Genomic DNA, 22,519 nt, shown 5'->3' with positions numbered 1-22,519 from the left:
TTTTGGTTCGTAAAAGTAAAAAATAATGTCAAATCTTTATAGATTATTTTTATGTTCTTTCGACGATTCATTTCAAGCAAATTGCACTCCAAATTTTAGCTATAATTCTGATTAATTTTGAACTAAATTAAGTTCTTTCGGAAACTAATCGTTAATTTTAAAGACGAATACATTAAGCTTATAAAATGGAAAATTCTTTCGATCAATTAAAGAAACATATGCAAATTTTCACTTCAATTTCTGAAGAAGAATTTCTTGATTCAGTCCAATATTTTGAAGAGTTTTCGGTGAAGAAAAAAGAAATGATTCAAAGAGCAGGAACAATTAGTACATATAATTATTTTATTGTTTCTGGATGTATTCGATTATTTTTCATCAATGAAAAAGGTGTAGAACAAACCATTGATTTTGCTATCGAAAATTGGTGGTTGACAGATTCGTTTTCTTACATTAATCAACAAATTTCTGAGTTTTATATTCAAGCTCTAGAAAATGCAATTATTATGAAAATGAGTAAAACAAACGAAGAAATTTTATGCGAAAAACATCCTATTTTCAATTCGTATTTCAAACAAATTTATCAAAAAGCAAATGCTGCTGCTCAAATGCGTTCCAAATATTTGAAAGAGTTTTCGAAAGAGGAGTTTTATCTTCACTTCAAGAAAAATTTTCCTGAGTTTTTACAACGTGTTCCGCAATATTTATTAGCTTCTTATTTAGGTTTCACACCCGAATATTTAAGCGAAATCCGAAAGAAAGAGTTTTCTTAAACCAGTTTAATTTTTTTGAATAAATAATCGACGAACTTTGTTAAAAATTAAGAAATGAAATCACGATTAAACATTCAAAAATTAGAACCAAAAGCTTACGAAGCAATGTATGGTCTAGAGAATTATTTAGCAAATTCTGAATTAGATAAATTGCATTTAGAACTTATTAAAATCAAAGCTTCACAAATCAATGGTTGTGCTTTTTGTATTAATATGCACACCAAAGACGCGATGAAATTAGGCGAAACAAATCAACGTATTTTTTTGTTGAATGCGTGGCGAGAAACGACACTTTTTACAGAAGAAGAGCGTGTGATATTGGCGATGACAGAAGAAATTACAAATATTAGTCAACATGGTTTATCAGAAGAAACTTATCAAAAAGCATTAACACTTTTTTCTGAAAATTATATTGCGATTATCATTATTGCAATTACCACGATTAATGCTTGGAATAGAATTGCAATCAGTTCTCATATGACGGTTTAAAATTTTAGCTTCAGAAATCTGAAGCTTTTTTTGTGCTAAAAATCGGCTTTCGGATTAAAATAGTTTATTTTTGAGTCTTGAAGTAAAATTGATATGAATATTTACGATTTAATTGTTGACGATAAGGAAGAAATTTCTTTGAATGATGTTTTTTTAGATGATCAAAATCTTGCTCAAGTAAAACAACTTATCAAAGAACATAGATATATAGAGGAATTGAGTAAATATAATTTACCTGTCAATAATAAAATTTTGTTGCATGGATTTTCAGGTTGTGGAAAAACAACAACTGCAAAAGCAATTGCAAATGAAATCGGAAAACCAATATTGATTTTGAATTTAAGTAATATTGTTTCATCAAGAATTGGTGAAACTTCGCAAAATATTCGAATGCTTTTTGATAAAGCTGCTCGTGAAAAAGCAATTCTATTTTTGGATGAGTTTGACCAAATCGGAAAAGCGCGTGGAAATGATGACAAAGATGTTGGCGAAATGCGTCGTTTAGTGAACACAGTAATTCAATTAATTGATTATTTGCCACAAAATTCGTTGTTGATAGCCGCAACAAATCATCCACATATTATTGATGTTGCATTGTTGAGAAGATTTCAATTAAAAATTGATTTCAAAATGCCAACTTCCGAAATGTTAGATGTTTATTACGATAAACTTTTAAACGATTTACCAAAAGATATTCAATCACTTAAACGACAATATAACGTTTCATTTGCAGAAGCTAAAGATTATGCACTTACAAACGCAAAAGCATTACTGATTGAAAAATTAGAACGTCAAGCAAATTCTTAAAACCAAAATATGGAAGACGAATTAATTTATTTCAGAGAACTTTTGGACACTGATGTAGCACACGGCTTTTCGAAATTTATTCGAATGCAAAAGCCATGAAATACCGCGAAACCGCATCAATGAAAACGATCAAAGATTCGTACAAAATGCTAGAAAGAGATAAAGAAAAAAAGAATTCTGGATATGAATTTCGCTTTGCTGTTATCGAAAAATCTTCTGAAACCTTGATTGGTACTGTAATGTTTCAACCTGTTCATGACAAAGCGATTATTGGCTATTCCATTGATGAACAATTTTGGAACAGAGGTTACGCAACACGAATCATCAATCTGATTTCGAAAGAGTTGAAATTGAGAAAATATATGCTGATTGAAGCTTGGGTGAAAAAAGAAAATATCGCCTCGTCTAAAGCCTTATTAAAAAATAATTTTCAGCAAATTTCGCAAACAATTTATCCGAAAAATCATCTTTTTCAATTAAGATTTACTTATTCTTAAGTTTTACTTAAGATAAGTCTTTAGACATTTATTTCTAAAATCATTATCCTATTTTTGTATCAGAATAAAATTTCTGATCATGATTTTTACTATTTTTCTCCTATTTATTGGAGCAATTTTAGCATTTTGGATAAGTGCAATTTGTGGCGGTGGCGCAAGTTTAATCTTAATTCCAATCCTCAATCTTATTATTCCAACTTCGTTAGTCCCTTTTTCGTTAACAATCGGAACATTTACAAGTTCTGCCTCTCGAATAGCGGCTTTCAGAAAATCTGTACATTGGAAAATCTTCTTTTGGTTCGTGCCATTTTCGATTCCAGCAGTTTTAATGGGCGCTTATTTAATCAAATTTATCAACCCAATTTATTTACAAATTATTGTAGCTGTATTATTGATTTCAAATGTTCCACAATTATTTCTAAACAAAAAACAACAAGATAATGAAGAAAAACCTTCACCAAAATATATTTTAGCCATTGTTGGTTTTTTAGCTGGATTCGTTTCTGGAATAACAGGAGCAATTGGTTTATTGTTCAATAGATTTTATTTGAAATATGGATTAACAAAAGAAGAAATTATTGCAACGCGAGCTGCCAACGAAATTATACTTCATATCATAAAATTAATCATTTATATTGTTCTTGGTTTATACTCAAAAAACGCTTTATTACTTGGATTGACGATTGCAGTTGCTTCAATTATTTCTTCTTATACGGTCAAATATATTTTACCTTATTTTAGCGATTTTATTTTCAGAAAAGTTGGTTATGCGGCGATGGTTATTTCTGGAATTACACTTTTTTATACAAGTTCCCAAAAAATCATTCAAGAAGATAAAGTTCAACTTACAACAACAAGTAAAGGTGACGAAAATGAAACCACTTTAAAATGGCGAAACAGTTATTTTGTGATGGAATATTCGTTAGATGGTGAATTTGAGATTGAACGTCCAATTCAACCGAATGAATTACCTGAAAATTTATTAAAGAAATACAATGAGATTTTACCTAATTACGATAAAATCCATCTCGAAAAAGTATTCAGAATTGGAGAAGATAGTTATGAGTTTTATTGTTACAAAGACAATAAACTGACCAAATTTGAACTGAAAGAATAGAAGATTGAACAATTAATTTTTACGAAACATTATTTTTGATAAATTATTCTTAAGTTTAACCAACATTACTATAAAAAATTTATGAATACAAAAGATAATCCCAAACTAATACGAGCTTGGATTTCTTACGACTGGGCAAATTCTGTTCATTCTTTAGTTATTGCCTCTGCTATTTTTCCGGTTTATTATACTCTAATGACCTATGATGCGAATCATGAACCGATCAAATTCTTAGGATTATTACCAGAATCCGCATTCAATTTTTCATTAGCAATTGCTTTCTTTTTTGTGATTGTTTTGTCTCCTGTTTTATCTTCAATTGCAGATTTAATCGGAAATAAAATAAAATTTCTTCGTTTTTTTTGTTACTTAGGATCGTTCTCATGTATCGGAATGTTTTTCTTCACATCGAGCGATTTAGTTTGGTTAGCTTTATTACTCAATATCACCGCAAGCATAGGCTTTTGGGGAAGTTTAGTTTTTTACAACGCCTATTTACCAGAAATTGTTTCGGACGAAAAAATGGACAAAGTTTCAGCACAAGGTTATATGTTTGGCTACATTGGTTCTGTCATTTTATTGACGATTTGTTTGGCAATGATACAATTCGCCCCAGAAGAACAACAAGCAATGTTTACTCGAATAAGTTTCTTATTAACAGGAATTTGGTGGTTAGGATTTGGACAAATTGCATTAAGTAAATTACCAAACCACAAATATGATCGCGAAATTCCAAAAGATATCATCAAATCGAGTTTTAGAAATTTAAAACATACCTTCAAAGATCTGAATCAATACAAAAATATTCGTGTTTTTTTGGCTGGATTTTTCTTTTACAGTTTAGCGATGCAAACTATCTTTTTGATGGCTGCAATGTTTGGAAGTTCAGAAATTGGAATGGAATCTTCAGAATTGATTATGACCATTTTATTGATCCAAATTGAAGCTGTTTTAGGTGCATGGTTATTCTCTTTTCTATCAGGAAAAATAGGAAATAAGAAAACTTTATTAATCGGTATTTTTATCTGGATTATTACATGTATTATTGGTTATTTAATTAATAAAAATGATCCTAATGTAAAAACTCAATTTTACGTAATGGCTGCAATGGTTGGTCTTGTAATGGGAGGTTTGCAAGCTTTATCACGTTCTACATACGCCAAATTATTACCAGAAACAGAAGACACAACAACCTATTTTAGCTTCTACGATGTTTTCGAAAAATTTGCCTTATTCTTAGGTTTAGTTATTTATGGATTATTGATTGAATATTCTGGCGGAATGAAAGCTTCGGCTCTTGCAATGGGCGTTTCATTTGCGATTAGTTTTGTGATTTTATTGTTCTATAAAATGGAGAAGAGGTAAAGTCATAATTACATTTTTTAAATAATCAGATAATTATTCTAACTTAGCAATATTATACAATACTGGTAATGAAAAATAAATATGTAAACTTTATTTCAGATGAGCATTTATTAAATTGCATTGAAAATTTATATAAATCTTATCAAAAGGCTAAAAGCAAAATTTCTAAAAAAAGTTTTTATACAAATAAAGTTGACACTATTAAATTAACTTTTGATTCAAAATTTAATAATATTGATGAAGAAGATTTGATACAATCTGAGATTCTTAGACAAATTGATAAATCTATAAACAATTCTATCGGAACTTTTCATGAACAAATTTTAGGTGGAATAAAAGGTTATGAAATTGGAAATTTAAGTGGATTTGATATAAAAGCAAATGATGACACGTTATTTGCAGATATCAAAAACAAACATAATACAATGAATAGCAGTTCTTCGGAAGCTCTTTTTCAAAAATTGGCTCGATATGCAGATGATTACAAGAAAGCTAAATGTTATTGGGTTCAGATTTTAGCGAAAAATAGTTTTAACGAAAATTGGAAAGGCGAAATTAATGGCAAAGAATATAGTCATTCAAGAGTTTTTAAAATCTCTGGAGATCAATTTTATGCTTTACTAACTGGAGAAGAAGATGCTTTCTATCAACTTTATAAAGCGCTTCCTATTGCAATAAATGATTTTTTAGAAACCACAAAAAAAGAACAAAACGAAAATGAAAATTCGGCTTTAGAAGAAATTACTTCAGAAACCGAAAATTCAAAACGTTCTATTCTTGATCAAATTTCCTTTGATAATTATTCTTATTATTCAGGTTTTAATAAACTATAATATTGGTTAAGAAAATTAATTATTGAATAACCAACCTCTTTTCCTAAATTAACGGGAACTGCATTACCAATTTGCTTATATTGTTGTGCCATAGGCCCTGAAAATTCCCATTCATCAGGAAAAGTCTGAATACGAGCATATTCTCTTACTGTAAAAGGGCGAGTTTCATCTGGATGACAACGCTCTGTTTGTTTTTGGGCAGGGCTACATGTTAAGGTTAAACAAGGTTCGTCCCAGCCTATTCTTCTTGCCATTCCTGTTTTTCCTCCACCTAAATAAAAACTTGCTCCCATAAATTCTTTCTGAATTTCAAGAGGTAAATCTCTCCAATAGCCTTTTGGAGGAACTAAATCTAATACACTTTTCTTGCTTTCAGGATATTTAGCTCCAGTAGATTTTGGAACATTACAATCGAACAATTCTCCTTTTTTCAATGCATCAGAAAGATTATATATTTTTTTGTACGGCGTTGGATAGTGATAATCTATTGGAATATCTTTACGAATTCCTACTAAAATTAATCGTTCTCTTTTTTGTGGAACATTATAATTAATTGCTTTCAAAACCTCTACTGGAACTACTTTATACCCAATTTCATCTAAAATTGAAATCATTCCACGTAAAGTATTACCATTATCATGATTCAATAAACCTTTTACATTTTCTCCAATACAAATAGGTGGATTAACTTCTTTTACAGCTCTTGCAAATTCATAAAATAAAGTTCCTCTTGCATCTTCTAAACCAAGTCTTTTTCCTGCGTAACTAAAAGCTTGACAAGGAAATCCTCCTGTTACAACATCAACTTTATTATAATATTCAGAAAAATTAAAATTCTTAATATCACCTTCTAAGACATTCCAATTTGGTCTATTTTTTCTTAAAGTTTCACAAGCGTGTTTATCAATTTCATTTAATGCAACACATTTCAACCCTGCTTTTTCCATACCAATTGCCAAACCTCCAGCTCCAGCAAATAATTCTAAGACATGAAAATCTTGCGTTGGCTTTACAAAATTTGAAACAGTTTCTTCAATATCTGTCTGCAAAAATTCAGCAAACAACGTCTCTACATCTCTTCTCCTATAAACTCTATAATTACTTATAGGTTCTCGAACAGCCGATAACTTCCCTTCTTCATCCCAACGACGAAGTGTTTTTGTACTTTTATTAAGTAATTTCGCTGTTTCTGAAATAGTTAAATATTCACTCATAACCAAATTATACAACATTAGACATTGGTTACAAAATAAAAGAAAAAAAATAGAATTTCAAAGAAAAAATTATAAAAAAACAACCCCAATATCATCGAATATTAGGGTTTAGTTTTAAAAATTATAACCTTCCTTTTTCCGAACTACTTTTTGATTGTTCTATTGTGAATGATTTTCCGAAATTGTATCGAATTCCAACACGATAATAACGAGCGGATTGTCCTGTATAAACAAATTTTGTATCGTTACTAAAACTTTGATCTTGCCAAGCTCTATCTTTAAATACATTGTTTACATTAAACGAAACTTCGAATTTTTTATCCAAAAATAACGCTCTCAAACCAAAAGCTGTACTCCAATTAGCGCGACTTCTTGACATAGCATCAATCGTTTTTGTTGTATAATTTGTGGTATGATTAAATAATAATGTTTTCGATTTATTCAATTCCAAATTATTTGTCAAACGAAATTCTCCATTAAATCCATCCAATACATAATTATATTCTGGAATAATTCCTTTCGTTTTTTTGTAATACAAATCAATCGCTCCATTGACTTTCCACCATTTTACAAGCTTAAAATTTACATTTTCACTAATCCCAAAACTCTCCGAATCAGCATAATTGTATGGAATCCAGTTTTGCGTATTTTCGCTCGGATTTACAACTACAATTTGATTGATTTCATCCGTAGAATTTCTGTAATATAATGTTGTAACTGCCAAATCTTTGTATGCATATTCTAACTCATAATTGTACGAATAAGACGGTTTTAACTTCGGATTTCCTTCGGCAAAAGAATAAGGCGAATAAATGGTACGAAACGGATTCAATTGTCCCATATAAGGTCGCTCAATACGGCGTCCCACATTTATACTTAACGAATGATTTTCAGCTGGTTTATACATCAAATAAGCCGTTGGGAATAGCCCATCATATTTATAGGTATCATGTTGATTTTCTTGCGGAGAAAAACCTTTTGCATCAGTATTTTCGTATCTCAAACCAATTTTTGCAGACCATTTTTCTGAAATATCTTTCTCGATACTCGCATAAAAAGCTAAAATATTTTCGTCATAATAAAAACCATTACTCAACTTTTTATCATAAACAGGCGTTCCAGAAGATGTGTTGTAAAATAAATTATCGCTATTATTTTTCGTCCAACTATAACGTCCACCATAATTTAGTTTCCAAGTATTAACGGGGTGTTCCATATCAATATTCAAACTATAATTATTTGCTTTTTGATCAGACAAACTTTTATTTCCTTGATATTCTGCTGTATTTTCAAGATCATTTGAATCAAAAAATCGGTTAGAAGCTACACTTGTATTATTGTTATTAAAATTAACCCAATCAAAATCAAAGGTTAATTTTTTTCCGATTGTATCCATTTTATAAATGACATGATAATTCAGTGTATTGTATTTCGTGTTTCCTTTGCTCCCATTTCGATCATTCAAAATATAGCTCAACAATTCGTTCTTATCCAAACTATTTATCGTTGTTTTAGTACCACCAGTTCCTTTTCGATTTCCAGCATATAAATCAACCGTAAAACCAGTCGTCAACTTCTCCGAAATTTTATAATCTAAACCTAATTTTCCGCCAATATTTCTATTTTTACCACTATTTTTTTCCTTTTCTGTCCAAACTTCATTCGTTTTTGTGAAATAAATATCCGATTGTCCAATTCCGTCATATTCACCAAAACCTCCAAAAATATTAGAGACTAATGTCCATTTATTTTTTCGGTAATTAAACGATGCACTATTGTTCCAATATGGTTTGTTATAATGTTGCAATGAAGATGACAAACTCCCATTCCACGAGTCTTTTTTACCAGATTTTAATACAATATTTAGAATTCCACTATTTCCTATCGCTTGATATTTAGCTGGCGGATTTGTAATTACTTCAATTTTCTCGATATCATCAGCTCGAAGTGTTTTTAAATAATTTGTCAATTGATCACCAGACATTTCCAACAAACGATCGTCCACCATCACACGCAAATTACTTTTACCAATTATCGAAACAACATCATTATCAACCTTCACACGAGGCGCCAATTTTAGCAAATCTAACGCATCTCCACCTTTTGCTCCTTCCGCTAAATCTGCATTAAAAACAAGTCGATCAACTTTCTTTTCAATTAATTTTTTCTGACTTTTTACAATCGTTTCAGTTAATGTAATATTTTCAGTTTTAGGAAGAATTATTACGCCTAAATCCTGATTTTTTCCACACAAAATTGTTTGTGTATGAAGCAAAACTCCAGCTTCTTCTATTCGAAACGTATAATTTCCTTCTGCTAAATCAACTGTAAAATTTCCTTTATCATCTGTTGAAATTTCATCAATAATTTGATCATCTTTCAGAATAATCACATCAGCCAAACTAACAGGCATTTGATTCGCATATTGCAAGCTTCCTTTATATTGTTGTTGCGCAAAAATCGAGGTCGAGGCAAATAATAAAATTGGTATATATAATTTAGACATATTAGGCTTGTTTACTATAATGACGTGTGAATTACAGAAAAGTTACATAGAAAATGAATAATAATTAAATTTGTCTTTAAAAAATAAATTAACAATGATTTAATATTTAAAGAGTTTTACTACATTTCAAAAAATAATTACAACTGATTAAAAAAATATAAATGAATGGATTTTAATGTATTAAAAAACAAATTAGTGCAATCAACCAAACAAGCCTTTTTGAAAATTTATAACGAAAATCCTTCCCAAGACCTTTACGCTTTTGCCTTGTGCAATAACGACTCGAAAATAGCTATTCATCCTTCGGCAAATTCTATCGAACATTTGGAAAAAGTATCGGATGAAGACGATTTTTGTTACTACAAATACGAGCCTTCTGAATGGAAATATGATTATTTAGGAGCTGAAAATTCTTTTCAAGAAATCAATCAAATGTGCAAACAAATAGTTGATGAACACGACGATGACGAAGATTGGTTTTATCAATTTCAGAATAAAATTAACGAAAAATGCATCGAAGTGTTGGAAGAATTAAAGAATGAAAATTTCTTTTCTAAATTAATCGGTAAAGATATTTTCTTAAACTTTTCTGTAATTGATGATGATTTGAACAAAGAAAAACAACAAAAAATTATTACGCAATTGAATGATAATTCATACAAAGAAGATTATTTTGAATGGATGACAACTTGGGGTAAAAATAAAAAAAGAGCTTTATAAAAAGCTCTTTTTTTATTGATTATATTTCTAAAAATTTTAGATTTCTTTTCTCAATCTTGCAACCGGAATATTTAGTTGTTCACGATATTTTGCAATTGTACGACGAGCAATTGGATAACCTTTTTCTTTTAAAATTTCGGTTAATTTTTCATCTGTCAAAGGTTTACGCTTGTCTTCATCTGCAATTACATCTTGTAAAATTCGCTTGATTTCGCGTGTCGAAACTTCTTCACCATCATCATTTGTCAACGATTCTGAGAACAAATCCTTTATCAAAAATGTACCATAAGGCGTTGTGACATATTTTGAATTCGCAACACGAGAAACTGTCGAAATGTCCATTCCAATTCGATCCGAAATATCTTTCAAAATCATCGGTTTGATTTTCGTTTCATCTCCTGTTAAGAAATATTCTTTTTGAAATTTCATAATCGCTTCCATCGTATACAAAAGCGTATTACGACGCTGCTGAACCGCATCAATAAACCATTTCGCAGAATCTAACTTTTGTTTGACAAACATTACAGCTTCTTTCTGTTGATTCGATTTATTTTCGGTTTTTTTGTATGTATCTAACATTTCTGCAAACGCACTCGAAATTTTCAATTCAGGTACATTACGTCCATTTAACGACAATTCTAAATCACCATCGTTGATATGAATTGTAAAATCTGGCGTTATTTGCTCTACAATTTTACTACTACTCGAAAATGATTTTCCTGGTTTTGGATTCAAACGTTCAATCTCCGAAATTGCATCACGCAATTCATCATCATCTGCATCATATTTTGCCATCAATTTCGAATAATGTTTTTTCGTAAATGCATCAAACGATTCTGAAATTAATTTTTCGGCTAATTCTACTGCTTCTGTTTGATTTTTATTTTCTAATTGAATCAATAAACATTCTTGCAAATCTCGCGCACCTACTCCAACTGGATCCATTCGTTGAATATAATTAATCAACAAATTTTCGACCTCTTCTGGCGAAGTGTAAATATTTTGCGAGAATGCTAAATCGTCTACCAACGATTTAATATCACGACGCATATAACCATCATCGTCAATATTTCCTAAAATAAATTCAGCAATTTGAAATTGTTCCGAAGTTAATCGATTCGTATATAATTGTGATGTCAAAAACTCGATAAAACTCTCTCCTTGTGCGTAAGGAACAGATTTATCTTCGTCATCATCACTATAATTATTCGTATACGTTTTATAATTTGGGATGTCATCATCGCTCAAATAATCATCAATATTGATGTCACTTGTATCAATCACTTGTTCGTCGCCAAAGTCATCACTCTGATTATCCCATTCTTCCTGCTCTCCTCCGTAATCTTCGTCATATTCAGAAGATTGATCATCCAAAGCAGGGTTTTCTTCCAACTCTTCCTTTACGCGTTGTTCAAAAGCAACCGTAGGAAGTTGAACCAACTTCATTAATTGGATTTGTTGTGGCGATAGTTTTTGTTGTAATTTTAAATTTAATTCCTGCTTTAACATATTTTTGGGTTTGGCTTATATAAAAAACGGATTTAGCTTAAAGTTACAATTTTTAAGCATAAATCCGTAAAAATATTTTGATTAAAATTCAGCGTTATTCGGTGTTCTAGGGAAAGGAATTACGTCACGAATGTTACCCATTCCTGTTACAAATAATACCAAACGCTCTAAACCTAAACCGAAACCTGAATGTGGCACAGAACCGAAACGTCTTGTGTCGCGGTACCACCATAATTCTTCTTTATCGATTCCGAATTTTTCCATTTTTTCATCTAAAACTTCTAAACGTTCTTCACGCTCAGAACCTCCGATAATTTCTCCGATTCCAGGGAATAAAACGTCCATTGCACGAACTGTTTTTCCATCATCATTCATACGCATGTAAAATGCTTTGATTTCTGCTGGATAATCAAATAAAATAACTGGCGTTTTGAAGTGTTTCTCAACTAAATAACGTTCGTGTTCAGATTGTAAATCTGCTCCCCAACCTTCGATTGGATATTTGAATTTACCTTTTTTATTTGGTTTAGAATCTTTTAAGATATCAATTGCTTCTGTATAAGTTAAACGAATAAATTTGTTATTTAAAACATATTCTAAACGCTCAATTAAACCTAATTCAGAACGCTCTGCTTCTGGTTTTTGTTTTTGCTCTTTGTCAAAACGTTCAGCTAAGAATTTCAAATCATCTTTACACGTTTCCATTGCGTAAGTGATAACAGATTTCATGAAATCTTCTGCCAAATCCATATTTTGATCTAAACGGAAAAACGCAACTTCTGGTTCAATCATCCAGAATTCAGCTAGGTGACGAGAAGTATTCGAGTTTTCTGCGCGGAAAGTAGGTCCAAATGTGTAAATTTTCCCTAATCCCATTGCTGCAGTTTCTCCTTCTAACTGTCCAGAAACCGTTAAATTAGTCGATTTACCAAAGAAATCTTGTGTATAATCTACTTTTCCTTCTTCGTTTTTAGGCAAGTTTTCCATATCCAAGTTTGTGATATGAAACATCTCTCCTGCTCCTTCAGCATCAGATCCTGTAATAATTGGCGTGTTGATGTAAACGAATCCACTTTCGTTGAAATACTTGTGAATTCCGAACATTAACGCATTACGAACACGCATAGTTGCAGCAAAAACATTAGTTCTGAAACGTAAATGTGCTTGCTCACGCAAAATCTCTAAGCTGTGCTGTTTTGGTTGTAAAATTGTTCCTTTTAAATCATCAGATGGCGCAGTTCCTAAAATTTTGATTTCTTTCGCAACAATTTCAATATCTTGACCTGCTCCTTCACTTTCTACTACTTCTCCTTTTACTTGTAAAGAAGCTGCTGTAGAAATTTGTTTTATAATTGATTCGTCAAAATTTTCGAAATCTACTACTACTTGAATATTATTAATTGTAGAACCGTCATTCAACGCGATGAAACGATTACTTCTGAACGATCTTACCCATCCATTTACAACTACTTCCTGTAGCAACAAATCCTTGCCTTTTTCTAATAAGGCTTTAATTCCGTACGATTGCATAATTCTTTAATTTATCCTTACAAATTTAGTTATTATTTAAAGTTATAAAAATTATAGGCATAATTTTTGCGAATATTTTTCAACCAACCTAAAAATCCTTTACAATTTCAATGAAAATGTAAAGGATTTTTGATTTTAGTTTATTTTTTGAAGTGAAATTATTCTAGTTCTTAGATTCAAAACGCAAAAGAAGTTCATTTATTCTTTGAATAAGAACTTTATCAGAATTATTATTTTGAATTAAATAATCTACATAATTTTTTAATTCGTAAAATTGACTATCAGTTTTAATTTGATCTTTCTCAATTATCTTTTCGATTCTTTTAAAATATGATTCAAAAATATCAATGTCATAATTGGTTGTCTTTATCAAATATTCATTAAAACCAAAATCTCTATCTTCGATAAAATCAGACGTTAAATCTTTAAACCAGTTTTTTAAAATAGTTAATTTTCTTTTTGAATAATACTCCTCTGTTTGAGTTTTTAGACGAATATATTCATCTTTCATTTCATTATTAAAAGCAAGATGAACAATATAATAATCTATAGTCGCAAGTACTAAATCTCTATATTTTTTAAGTTCAAACTCTTTATTCATAAATTTAAATCAATATATACGATTCTGAAACGAGTCCAGAATGACAAAATCTAAATACCTACAAAAAATTCAAATTTACAGTTAATTTTAAATAGAAATTATCTTGGAATTTTTCTTCTGAATAAGCACCTAAACGGTAAAATGCTCCCAATCCAAATGTTTTGAAAATTAAATTATTTACTTCAACTCCTGTTTCGTGGTAATAATGATTCAATGTTTTGAAATCTAAATTTTGATGATCTGTTTTATCTTTCATATCACCTAAAACTCCACGGTAAACGAATTGTGGGAAAATAATTTTGTTTCCGACTTTAACGCCAGCAAAAATATGTTTCAATTGAAAGGATACAAATCGATCCGAATAAAATTCTCCAGGACGCATTGTTTCGAAATTTGTTAAACCTCCTACTCCAAAGTTTGCAAAATCATTGCGTTTTGCGTTTCCTTGTCCTTCGAACAAGTTCATCAACGGCATTTTTCCTTCAACCCAACCCGCATTTACATTGAAATTTGTTTTACCAACTCGCGTATCGAACACATCAAAATAAGAAATATTGAAACGAAGTGGATCATAATCAGAATTGAAAATATCCCAATATTTCGTCAACATTGCATAGAAAACAGATTTCCCGCTATTCACCGTCACTTTTCCGTAAGGCGTGCGGATAAACTTGTCTTTTGGTGCAAAACGGATCGCTAATTGCGTATTATACAAATCGTACCAACCTATATTATTCAGGAAAGAATAATCAAATTCTGCTTGTTGTTTTTCATAATTTGCCGAAATATTGAAGGTTACATTCTTAAAAATATCTTGCTCATATCCAAAAGAATAATGTTTATACGAAAAATATTCGTGATTATAAATATTACTAAAAGCTCCAGAAATTAGACGTGTATAATTCGATTGTAATAAAATTGGCGTTTTCCCAGAAGCCGAAACATCTTGCGAGTATTTTGCAAAAATTCGACCTGAATAAGGCTTATTTACATAATAATCTCCACCAAATCCAAACTTGAATGTTTCATCTTTGAAACCATAAGCTGAATACGCATTCAACGAATATTTATCGCTCCAATTTTCATTTGTATTAAACGCGGCACCAAGTCTAAAACCTTCGTAATCATTAAACGCTAAGATTTTTGTTAAATCTAAATCAACTTTTCCTAATGATAATTTCCCACCAGAATTGATGATTCTCATCAATTTCATTTGACGTTCTAACTTATATTTATCGCCAATACTATCAATTGTCGTATAAGTATTTCGCTCTTTGTTTGATAATGACGAATCGCGGTAATCTTCCATCACATTATCCCATTTCTTTTCGTTCATATTTTGAAAAGAAATTTCGTCTTCGTAACCTAAAAATTCGTTGCGCTTAAAATGTGCTGGATTTTGAATATCCTTGAAAGTTGTTTCGAGATTAATCCAAATTTTTTCTTTTTTGTCTATAAAATCATCACTTGCTAGTTTTTCCGTAATTTTAAAATTCCCAGCTTCCATGCGATATTTTTGCTGATTCGGAATCCATGTTCCATTATTCAATTTCCAATCGGCTTCTAACTCAGCCACATAATTTGCACTTGTGTTTTCTCCCTCGAATTTGATTAATGCAAATGTTTTATCATCAATCCAAAGTGTTCCCTTTATTTGACGTTTTTCTGTTTTGATTGATGGGAAAAAACTAATAACAGCCGTTTTTCTACCATCAACAAAAATATCTTCTTTGAAACCATAACGATAATGAGAAAGACCTTCTCTACTTACAGGATTTACGATTCCTTTGAAGAAAAAATTGATTTTATCTTGATCAAAATTATACGCAATTGGTTGCATTGCCAAATATTCGTACAACGGAGAACGCATACCCGAAATGCGAGAAGATTGAACGATATTTTTTAGTCCAAAACGCTTCGAAACTTTGTGATCCATTGCACGTTCTCCCAAAAATAAATGACTATTGTCTAACAATTTTTTCCATTGATTATTGACAGAATCTTTGTGATTTTGAGGTTGAATGATAAACGGAATTGAATCGTTATTTACTGTACTCCAGAATTTTGTGTATGATTTTAGGAAAATATTTCCGCCATTTCTGATTGTATTTTTAGATTGATTACGAATTGCCTTAATAATGATATTACGACCTACAGAATCATTAGTCGTGAACGAAACCTCATCCAAACTAATGAAAGAAGGTTTCATCATAATTTCGACCAACTTTTTACCGTCAGTCTGAATACTTTCCGAGAAATATCCGTTTTTGATTACATCAATAAAATGAACAGAATCATTGATATCCAATTCTCCTAATTCGTCTGTTTGACCTAGGAATTGTTTGGTATCACTGTAAACATTGGCACCTGTTAAACGAAATTCGTCTTGAGCATCGAATACTCTTACTTTAATTTGAGCAAATGTGGCAATTGAGATACAGAAATTTAGCAGGAATATATAATTCTTCATCGTTTGAAATTGATTATGCAAATAAATAAAAAAAGCAGCGAAACGCTGCCTTAAAATATTTTTTTTTCAAGAAAGATTAAACTTTCATGATTTCAGCTTCTTTTTTCGTTAAAGCTTCTTCTAATTTCTTAGAAAACTTGTCTGTTAATCCTTGTACACGTGTTTCGTAATCTTTTACCATGTCTTCAGAAGCTTCTTTTACAGCTTTCAATGCTTTATTGGCATCTTGGCGTGCATTACGAAGTGAAACTTTAGCGTTTTCCATGTCCGATTTGGCCATTTTCACTAACTCTTTACGACGTTCTTCTGTTACTGGAGGAATACTGATAATAATTGTATCTCCATTGTTAGAAGGTGCAAAACCTAAATTAGCATTGATGATTGCTTTTTCGATTTCGTGAATTAAATTTCTCTCGTATGGTTGAATGCTCAATGTCATTGCATCTGGTGTATTTACATTTGCAATTTGAGTTAACGGAGATAAACTTCCGTAGTAATCAACACGAACTGAACTTAACATTGCAGGAGTAGCTTTACCTGCTCTTAATTTGTCGAATGCAACCTCTAAGTGACTTACAGTTCCCTGCATTTGCTCCTTAGCCGTTTCTAAAATAATATCTAATTCTTCCATTTCGGGATTTATTTATTTGTTACTAGAGTACCTACGTTATCTCCTAAAATTAATTTTTTCAAGTTACCATCTGTATTCATATCAAATACAATAATAGGTAAATTATTTTCCTCACTCAAAGTAAAAGCTGTCATATCCATTACTTTTAAGTTTTTATCGTAAACTTCTTGATAAGAAATTGTTTCGAATTTCTCTGCTGTTGGATCTTTTTCTGGATCTGCAGTATAGATTCCATCAACACGAGTTCCTTTCAAAATAACATCAGCTTGTGTTTCAATTGCTCTCAAAACGGCTGCTGTATCTGTTGTAAAATATGGATTTCCTGTTCCTGCACCAAAAATTACGACACGACCTTTTTCTAGATGACGCGTTGCTCTTCTTTTGATAAATGGTTCTGCGATTTGCTCCATACGAATAGCCGTTTGTAAACGCGTATTAACGCCAGCATCTTCCAAAGCTCCTTGCAATGCCATACTGTTAATCACAGTTGCTAACATTCCCATATAATCTCCTTGTACACGATCCATACCAGAAGCAACACCTTGTACACCTCTAAAAATATTACCACCTCCGATTACGATTGCCACTTCGCAACCAAGTTCTGCAACTTCTCTAATTTGTTGCGCATATTGTTTCAGCATATTTGGATCAATACCATATTGTAAATCTCCCATTAATGCTTCACCACTCAATTTAAGTAATATTCTTTTGTATTTCATCTTGTCAAAGGTTTTCTTTTGCAAATATAATTTTTCTATTCTGATTTATCCTAACGTTCGAAAATGTCAAACGCATTTTTTGTTGTAATTGCTGCAATTTCAGCTGGTGTTTGATGATAAATATCGACCAACTTATCGCAAACATGTGTCAAATAACTACTTTCATTTCGTTTTCCACGAAACGGAACTGGAGCTAAATAAGGTGAATCTGTTTCGAGAACGATATGTTTGATATCAAAATCTCCTAAAAATTGATCTATTTTTCCATTTTTGAAGGTTACAACTCCACCAATTCCTAATTTCAAATTAAAATCAATTGCGCGTTGTGCATCTTCTTTTGTTCCAGAAAAACAATGAAAAATTCCAAATAATTTTTCATCTTTCACTTCTTCTAATACTTCAAAAACTTCGTTGAAAGCATCACGGCAATGAATCACAATTGGTAAATTCTTTTCTTTTGCCCATTCAATTTGCGTTTTGAAAGCATCTTGTTGCGTTTGTAAAAAATCTTTTTCCCAATACAAATCAATTCCGATTTCGCCAATCGCTTTAAATGGACGTTTATCAATCCATTCGCGCACATGAGCCAACTCCTCCTCTATTGTATCTGGATGAACCGAACACGGATGCAAACCCATCATTGCAAACATCGAATCTTGATGTTGACTTTCTAATGTCAACATTCTCTCCGTGTAACTTTTATCAATTGCTGGTAAATAAAATCGCTCTACTCCATTTTGCTTTGCTCGCGCAATTACCTCATCTATATCATTCTCAAATTGCTCCGAATATAAATGTGTATGTGTATCAATTAACATGTTTTATTTTTGATTTCAAAAGTTCTTTTTCAGCAGAAAAATCAAGTTGATTTCCTTTTTCTAATTCATTCATCAATGCAATCGTTTTTACTAAAAATTGTTGATGATTGTCTGATTCTTCATTAAAAGGACGATGATTAATCGCTGAAATAACTTTGTTTATTTTTTGAATAATTGTTTGCGTTGATTGTTCGAAATAAGTTTCCGAAAACTTTTCCCAAATATAATCAACGGCTTGTTTTGATGGATGAATCAAATCTTCTTTGAAAAAACGATAATCTCTCAAATCATCTAAAACCAATTCATACGATGGAAAATATTCAACTTGATTATTTTGAAGACTCAATTGATATAAAGCGTCTAACAATCTCGCTTTACTTACATTATTTTCGATCATTCCATCTTTTGTGTGACGAACTGGACTAACTGTTGTAATAATGCGAATAGTTGGATTAATTTTCTTCAAATCTGAAACAATCAATTCCAACGATTTTAGATTATCTTCTGTTGTTAATAATCTTTTTTCAAATTGTTTTGCCTCAACTTTATGACAATTCGCGACAATTTGATTTGAAGTTTTCCATTCATAAATCCACGATGTTCCCAATGTAATCATCAACACATCACAAGAATGAATGTAATCATGAACCTGATTGATTGTTGAATTTAATTCCTCTAAAACAGCTTCTTTCGTCAACGCATTAAACGACGAATGTACATCGAAACAGAAAAATTCTTCTCCGTTTTGATGTACATCAGTTATTGTAAAATATTTTTTATGAATGCTTCTTTCTATTAAATTTTGAATGGAATGTGAATTAAAAATCACTCCAAAAGGATTAATTAATCCATCAAACTTTAAATCTGTCAAACGTTTTCCAATTTCATCTGAAAAACAAGAGCCTATCGTCAATATTTTGTGTTGATGATTGAGCTTAAAATCAGAAGATTGAATTTGAAAAGTCGTTCGAAATTGCATTTTTTATCCTTGTCGATCAATTAAAACCTCGCTTAATTCTCTCAAATAAGATTTACGTTCTTCTGGAACATCAATTTGATCCAAATAGCTGTGCGCTTTATTTGTATATTCTCTAATTAATGTCGAAAGTTTACGGTTTACATTCAGTTTTCTGAATAATTTTTCTACCGCATATACTTTATCGATATTATCTGTATTTGAACTATACCAATATAATAATTCCTCTTTTTCTTCTTCGTTTGCCGCTTCTAAAGCAGAAATGTAAAGAATCGTTTTCTTATTTTCGAAAATATCTCCAGCGTGTTTTTTACCTAAATGTTCAAGGCTACCAAAAACGTCCAAATAATCATCTTTCAATTGATACGCGATTCCTAAATTCAAACCATATTGGTACAATTTATCCGAATCCTCTTCCGAAGCATTTCCAATCATTGCACCTAATTTCAAAGCACAACCAAGTAAAACACTCGTTTTTAGAGAAATCATTTTGATGTAATCTTCGTAAGAAACATTCAATTTTGTTTCATAATTCACGTCCAATTGTTGTCCTTCGCAAACTTCTAAAGCAGTTTTAGAAAATAATTTTGTCGAACTTTTAAATAATTCAGGCTCTAAATCTTCTAGATATTGATAAGCTTTAACCAACATTGCATCACCAGAAAGAATCGCTGTATTTAATCCAAATTTTTCATGAACTGTTGCTTTACTTCTTCTTAATGAGGCATTATCCATAATATCATCGTGCATCAACGAAAAATTATGAAAAAACTCAATCGCTAACGAAGGTTTCAATGCTTTTTCAACTTCACCATCAAACAAATCAGTTCCCAATAAAGTCAAAATTGGACGAATTCTTTTACCACCAATATTCAAAATATAATCCATTGGTTCGTATAATTCTTCTGGATTTTTAGAAAATGGATTTTTATCGATTGTTTCGGCAATTAATTCGTGAAATTTATCAAATGAGTACATAGTTTGATTTTTGTAAAAATTAAGTTTTGGCAAATATAACTAAGAATGATTGATTTTGGGTTGTTTTCTTTTATTTTTGATTGAACCTAAAAATTCGTTTCCGACAATCAAATACAAAAGAATTTGACCAATAATCGCCGCAATAAAATAAGGATGACCTTTTTGTAAAACAATCTCAGCACTTTGCAACGAAGGAATTGTCCAAAAATAAGTAGAAACAATTACTAAAAGCAACGCATTAAGCCTAAAAATCCAAATTTTATTCATTTTATATGTTCCGAAATGGATAAATAAAGCACCCAAAAAAGTATAAGCCAACACCTCGAAAAATTCGTTCAGCACAAATTGTTCTCTAAATAAGCCAAAAATATCTTTGTGACTTACAAACAAAAATTCTTCTGGAACAAGATAACTCCAATGGTTTGCAATAAAAAATAAAACAAGATTTAGCATCAAAACAATCGTCAATTGATCTTTGAATTGATCAACAAACATTGAATAATACTTGAACTTTGAGATTGATTTCTTTGATTTCATTTAACGAAATAATTCACTTACAATTTGATACGATTTTCGTTTTGCTTTTTGATCAAAAACATTCGTCGAAACCATAATTTCATCAATTTTAGATTCAAAAATAAATTCATCTAAACTCTGCGCCAATGCACCTTTACTTCCAATAAAAGACAAAGCTGTCATTCCTTTTAGCATATATTTTTGCTCAGGCGAAGCTAATTCTAACTGTGTTTTTTCGGGTGGAACAATTGGTTGGCGTTTATCGGTAATAATATTCAAAAATCCTTGGTACATCGACATCGATAAATAATGCGCTTCTTCGTCTGTATTCGCCGCAATTACATTGACACAAGCAATCGTATAAGGTTCTTGCAAAAATTCTGAAGGTTGAAATTGAGAACGATAAATCTCTACCGCATTATAAAATTGTTGTGGCGCAAAATGCCCCGCAAATGCATAAGGTAAACCTAATTTAGCCGCCAAAAAAGCCGAATCTGTACTTGATCCTAGAATATAAATCGGCACATTTGCTCCTTCTCCAGGAATTGCACGCACTTTACTTTCTTTATTATCTAAACTAAAATAGTTTTGTAGATTTTTGATTTCAGCTTCAAAATCATAATTCATAAAATTATCGCCTCTACGCAAAATAGACGCCGTTAATTGATCTGTTCCTGGCGCACGACCTAAACCTAAATCGATACGATTTGGATAAAGCGCATCTAATGTTCCAAACTGTTCTGCAACTGATAAAGCAGTATGATTAGGTAACATGATTCCTCCCGAACCAACTTTAATTCTTGAAGTTCCATTTGCTACATAACCTATTAATAAAGAAGTTGCCGCACTCGCAACATTTTGCATATTATGATGTTCGGATAGCCAATAACGACTATACCCTATTTCGTCGACAAATTTTGCGTTATCTAACGTGTTTTTGAACGTTTGATTTAATGTATCCCCTTCTCTCACATAAGCCAAATCTAACACCGAGTAATTTATTTTTCTCATCCGTTCTTCTCTAATTAAAATATTAAACTAAATTACAAAGAAAAAAATTCAAAAAAAATTCCCCCATAACATACATTATGGAGGAGATAATTTTGTAATTGGATTTATAAATAGGTTTAAGTAGTTGAAGAGTCTAAAATTTTTAATTAATAGTTTGATGATAGATTAGTAATCTTTCGAGATACTTAATTCAAAAATAGATTATAAATCAAAAAAAATTATATTTTCAGGGGGGACAATTGAGGGGACAAATTACATTTAATTCATTTTCAATTATTTATCCTTTACAAAAAAAGGATAAAATATTTTAAGATTATCTAAAATAAACTAAATATTAAAATTATATTTGAAAAAAAATATGCTCAAGTCCTCTATATTTTTTACTTTTTTACTAAACCTAATACTTTTATTCTCATCATTTGAATCATTTCATACTGTATAT

21 protein-coding genes are annotated in these 22,519 nt (G+C 30.8%); 8 read left to right on the top strand and 13 right to left on the bottom strand.

The features are described 5' to 3' along the window. Positions 1–185 precede the first annotated feature (185 nt). From N5D03_RS06075 to N5D03_RS06045, 7 genes are all read left to right on the top strand, one after another. The gene (locus tag N5D03_RS06075) at positions 186–770 is read left to right on the top strand and encodes a Crp/Fnr family transcriptional regulator (RefSeq protein WP_280051171.1); all 585 of its coding nucleotides are present in this window, start codon (positions 186–188) and stop codon (positions 768–770) included. 54 nt (positions 771–824) lie between these two features. Beyond that, positions 825–1,259 (top strand): carboxymuconolactone decarboxylase family protein, encoded by a 435-nt coding sequence (locus N5D03_RS06070; protein ID WP_038335884.1) that lies wholly within the window; start codon positions 825–827, stop codon positions 1,257–1,259. A gap of 93 nt (positions 1,260–1,352) precedes the next feature. Beyond that, entirely contained in the window at positions 1,353–2,066 is a 714-nt protein-coding gene (locus tag N5D03_RS06065; RefSeq protein ID WP_280051170.1) for an ATP-binding protein, read from the top strand. A 74-nt stretch (positions 2,067–2,140) separates the two neighbouring features. Beyond that, the gene (locus N5D03_RS06060; protein ID WP_260392513.1) at positions 2,141–2,563 is read left to right on the top strand and encodes a GNAT family N-acetyltransferase; all 423 of its coding nucleotides are present in this window, start codon (positions 2,141–2,143) and stop codon (positions 2,561–2,563) included. Positions 2,564–2,642: 79 nt separating this feature from the next. Further along, the gene (locus N5D03_RS06055; protein ID WP_280051169.1) at positions 2,643–3,680 is read left to right on the top strand and encodes a sulfite exporter TauE/SafE family protein; all 1,038 of its coding nucleotides are present in this window, start codon (positions 2,643–2,645) and stop codon (positions 3,678–3,680) included. Positions 3,681–3,761: 81 nt separating this feature from the next. Further along, complete coding sequence (locus tag N5D03_RS06050; RefSeq protein WP_219034354.1) at positions 3,762–5,045, top strand: MFS transporter; 1,284 nt, start codon at positions 3,762–3,764, stop codon at positions 5,043–5,045. A gap of 68 nt (positions 5,046–5,113) precedes the next feature. Then, on the top strand, positions 5,114–5,878 hold the full coding sequence (locus N5D03_RS06045) for an Eco47II family restriction endonuclease (RefSeq protein WP_280051168.1): 765 nt from the start codon (positions 5,114–5,116) through the stop codon (positions 5,876–5,878). Here N5D03_RS06045 and dcm read toward each other — a convergent pair. Both dcm and N5D03_RS06035 read right to left on the bottom strand, forming a co-directional pair. Beyond that, positions 5,854–7,098 (bottom strand): DNA (cytosine-5-)-methyltransferase, encoded by a 1,245-nt coding sequence (gene dcm / locus N5D03_RS06040; protein ID WP_221408243.1) that lies wholly within the window; start codon positions 7,096–7,098, stop codon positions 5,854–5,856. The genes N5D03_RS06045 and dcm overlap by 25 nt on opposite strands. Positions 7,099–7,213: 115 nt before the next feature. Further along, complete coding sequence (locus N5D03_RS06035) at positions 7,214–9,598, bottom strand: outer membrane beta-barrel family protein (protein ID WP_280051167.1); 2,385 nt, start codon at positions 9,596–9,598, stop codon at positions 7,214–7,216. Positions 9,599–9,763: 165 nt separating this feature from the next. Here N5D03_RS06035 and N5D03_RS06030 point away from each other — a divergent pair, with 165 nt between their 5' ends. After that, positions 9,764–10,318 (top strand): DUF4303 domain-containing protein, encoded by a 555-nt coding sequence (locus tag N5D03_RS06030; RefSeq protein ID WP_280051166.1) that lies wholly within the window; start codon positions 9,764–9,766, stop codon positions 10,316–10,318. 36 nt (positions 10,319–10,354) lie between these two features. Here the strand turns inward: N5D03_RS06030 and rpoN are convergent, their stop codons facing one another. The 11 genes from rpoN to N5D03_RS05975 form a co-directional block, all read right to left on the bottom strand. After that, positions 10,355–11,827: an RNA polymerase factor sigma-54 gene (gene rpoN, locus N5D03_RS06025; protein WP_280036142.1), complete on the bottom strand. Its 1,473-nt coding sequence runs from the start codon at positions 11,825–11,827 to the stop codon at positions 10,355–10,357. Positions 11,828–11,908: 81 nt separating this feature from the next. Beyond that, a complete protein-coding gene (asnS, locus tag N5D03_RS06020; protein WP_115000982.1) occupies positions 11,909–13,357 on the bottom strand; it encodes an asparagine--tRNA ligase in 1,449 nt (482 codons plus the stop codon). Positions 13,358–13,520: 163 nt separating this feature from the next. Beyond that, entirely contained in the window at positions 13,521–13,958 is a 438-nt protein-coding gene (locus tag N5D03_RS06015; protein ID WP_280051165.1) for a hypothetical protein, read from the bottom strand. Between the two features lie 58 nt (positions 13,959–14,016). Beyond that, positions 14,017–16,428 (bottom strand): DUF5686 family protein, encoded by a 2,412-nt coding sequence (locus N5D03_RS06010; RefSeq protein ID WP_280051164.1) that lies wholly within the window; start codon positions 16,426–16,428, stop codon positions 14,017–14,019. Between the two features lie 76 nt (positions 16,429–16,504). Next, on the bottom strand, positions 16,505–17,059 hold the full coding sequence (frr, locus tag N5D03_RS06005; RefSeq protein WP_280051163.1) for a ribosome recycling factor: 555 nt from the start codon (positions 17,057–17,059) through the stop codon (positions 16,505–16,507). Between the two features lie 8 nt (positions 17,060–17,067). Further along, a complete protein-coding gene (pyrH, locus tag N5D03_RS06000; RefSeq protein ID WP_115000992.1) occupies positions 17,068–17,778 on the bottom strand; it encodes a UMP kinase in 711 nt (236 codons plus the stop codon). A 50-nt stretch (positions 17,779–17,828) separates the two neighbouring features. Beyond that, on the bottom strand, positions 17,829–18,596 hold the full coding sequence (locus N5D03_RS05995; RefSeq protein WP_115000994.1) for a TatD family hydrolase: 768 nt from the start codon (positions 18,594–18,596) through the stop codon (positions 17,829–17,831). Then, entirely contained in the window at positions 18,586–19,575 is a 990-nt protein-coding gene (locus tag N5D03_RS05990) for a GSCFA domain-containing protein (protein WP_180904651.1), read from the bottom strand. The genes N5D03_RS05995 and N5D03_RS05990 overlap by 11 nt, the downstream gene beginning before the upstream one ends. Positions 19,576–19,578: 3 nt before the next feature. Continuing rightward, positions 19,579–20,550, bottom strand: a complete 972-nt coding sequence (locus tag N5D03_RS05985; protein ID WP_280051162.1) for a polyprenyl synthetase family protein — start codon at positions 20,548–20,550, stop codon at positions 19,579–19,581. A 39-nt stretch (positions 20,551–20,589) separates the two neighbouring features. After that, positions 20,590–21,087, bottom strand: coding sequence for a hypothetical protein (locus N5D03_RS05980; protein ID WP_280049270.1), 498 nt, complete (start codon positions 21,085–21,087; stop codon positions 20,590–20,592). Continuing rightward, positions 21,088–22,077, bottom strand: a complete 990-nt coding sequence (locus tag N5D03_RS05975; protein ID WP_115001001.1) for an LLM class flavin-dependent oxidoreductase — start codon at positions 22,075–22,077, stop codon at positions 21,088–21,090. Between the last annotated feature and the right edge of the window lie 442 nt (positions 22,078–22,519).

The organism is Empedobacter sp. GD03861 (genome assembly GCF_029840885.1).
GTDB lineage: Bacteria > Bacteroidota > Bacteroidia > Flavobacteriales > Weeksellaceae > Empedobacter > Empedobacter falsenii_B.
Note: the sequence above shows the minus strand (reverse complement) of the source record. Positions and strands in the feature narration are given on the sequence as shown.

Bases quoted from the DNA above. Each gene is read 5' to 3' on its own strand.
- N5D03_RS06075 (WP_280051171.1), top strand. From the start codon at position 186: ATGGAAAATTCTTTCGATCAATTAAAGAAACATATGCAAATTTTCACT.
- N5D03_RS06070 (WP_038335884.1), top strand. From the start codon at position 825: ATGAAATCACGATTAAACATTCAAAAATTAGAACCAAAAGCTTACGAA.
- N5D03_RS06065 (WP_280051170.1), top strand. From the start codon at position 1,353: ATGAATATTTACGATTTAATTGTTGACGATAAGGAAGAAATTTCTTTG.
- N5D03_RS06055 (WP_280051169.1), top strand. From the start codon at position 2,643: ATGATTTTTACTATTTTTCTCCTATTTATTGGAGCAATTTTAGCATTT.
- N5D03_RS06050 (WP_219034354.1), top strand. From the start codon at position 3,762: ATGAATACAAAAGATAATCCCAAACTAATACGAGCTTGGATTTCTTAC.
- N5D03_RS06045 (WP_280051168.1), top strand. From the start codon at position 5,114: ATGAAAAATAAATATGTAAACTTTATTTCAGATGAGCATTTATTAAAT.
- N5D03_RS06035 (WP_280051167.1), bottom strand. From the start codon at position 9,598: ATGTCTAAATTATATATACCAATTTTATTATTTGCCTCGACCTCGATT.
- N5D03_RS06030 (WP_280051166.1), top strand. From the start codon at position 9,764: ATGGATTTTAATGTATTAAAAAACAAATTAGTGCAATCAACCAAACAA.
- rpoN (WP_280036142.1), bottom strand. From the start codon at position 11,827: ATGTTAAAGCAGGAATTAAATTTAAAATTACAACAAAAACTATCGCCA.
- asnS (WP_115000982.1), bottom strand. From the start codon at position 13,357: ATGCAATCGTACGGAATTAAAGCCTTATTAGAAAAAGGCAAGGATTTG.
- N5D03_RS06015 (WP_280051165.1), bottom strand. From the start codon at position 13,958: ATGAATAAAGAGTTTGAACTTAAAAAATATAGAGATTTAGTACTTGCG.
- N5D03_RS06010 (WP_280051164.1), bottom strand. From the start codon at position 16,428: ATGAAGAATTATATATTCCTGCTAAATTTCTGTATCTCAATTGCCACA.
- frr (WP_280051163.1), bottom strand. From the start codon at position 17,059: ATGGAAGAATTAGATATTATTTTAGAAACGGCTAAGGAGCAAATGCAG.
- pyrH (WP_115000992.1), bottom strand. From the start codon at position 17,778: ATGAAATACAAAAGAATATTACTTAAATTGAGTGGTGAAGCATTAATG.
- N5D03_RS05995 (WP_115000994.1), bottom strand. From the start codon at position 18,596: ATGTTAATTGATACACATACACATTTATATTCGGAGCAATTTGAGAAT.
- N5D03_RS05990 (WP_180904651.1), bottom strand. From the start codon at position 19,575: ATGCAATTTCGAACGACTTTTCAAATTCAATCTTCTGATTTTAAGCTC.
- N5D03_RS05985 (WP_280051162.1), bottom strand. From the start codon at position 20,550: ATGTACTCATTTGATAAATTTCACGAATTAATTGCCGAAACAATCGAT.
- N5D03_RS05980 (WP_280049270.1), bottom strand. From the start codon at position 21,087: ATGAAATCAAAGAAATCAATCTCAAAGTTCAAGTATTATTCAATGTTT.
- N5D03_RS05975 (WP_115001001.1), bottom strand. From the start codon at position 22,077: ATGAGAAAAATAAATTACTCGGTGTTAGATTTGGCTTATGTGAGAGAA.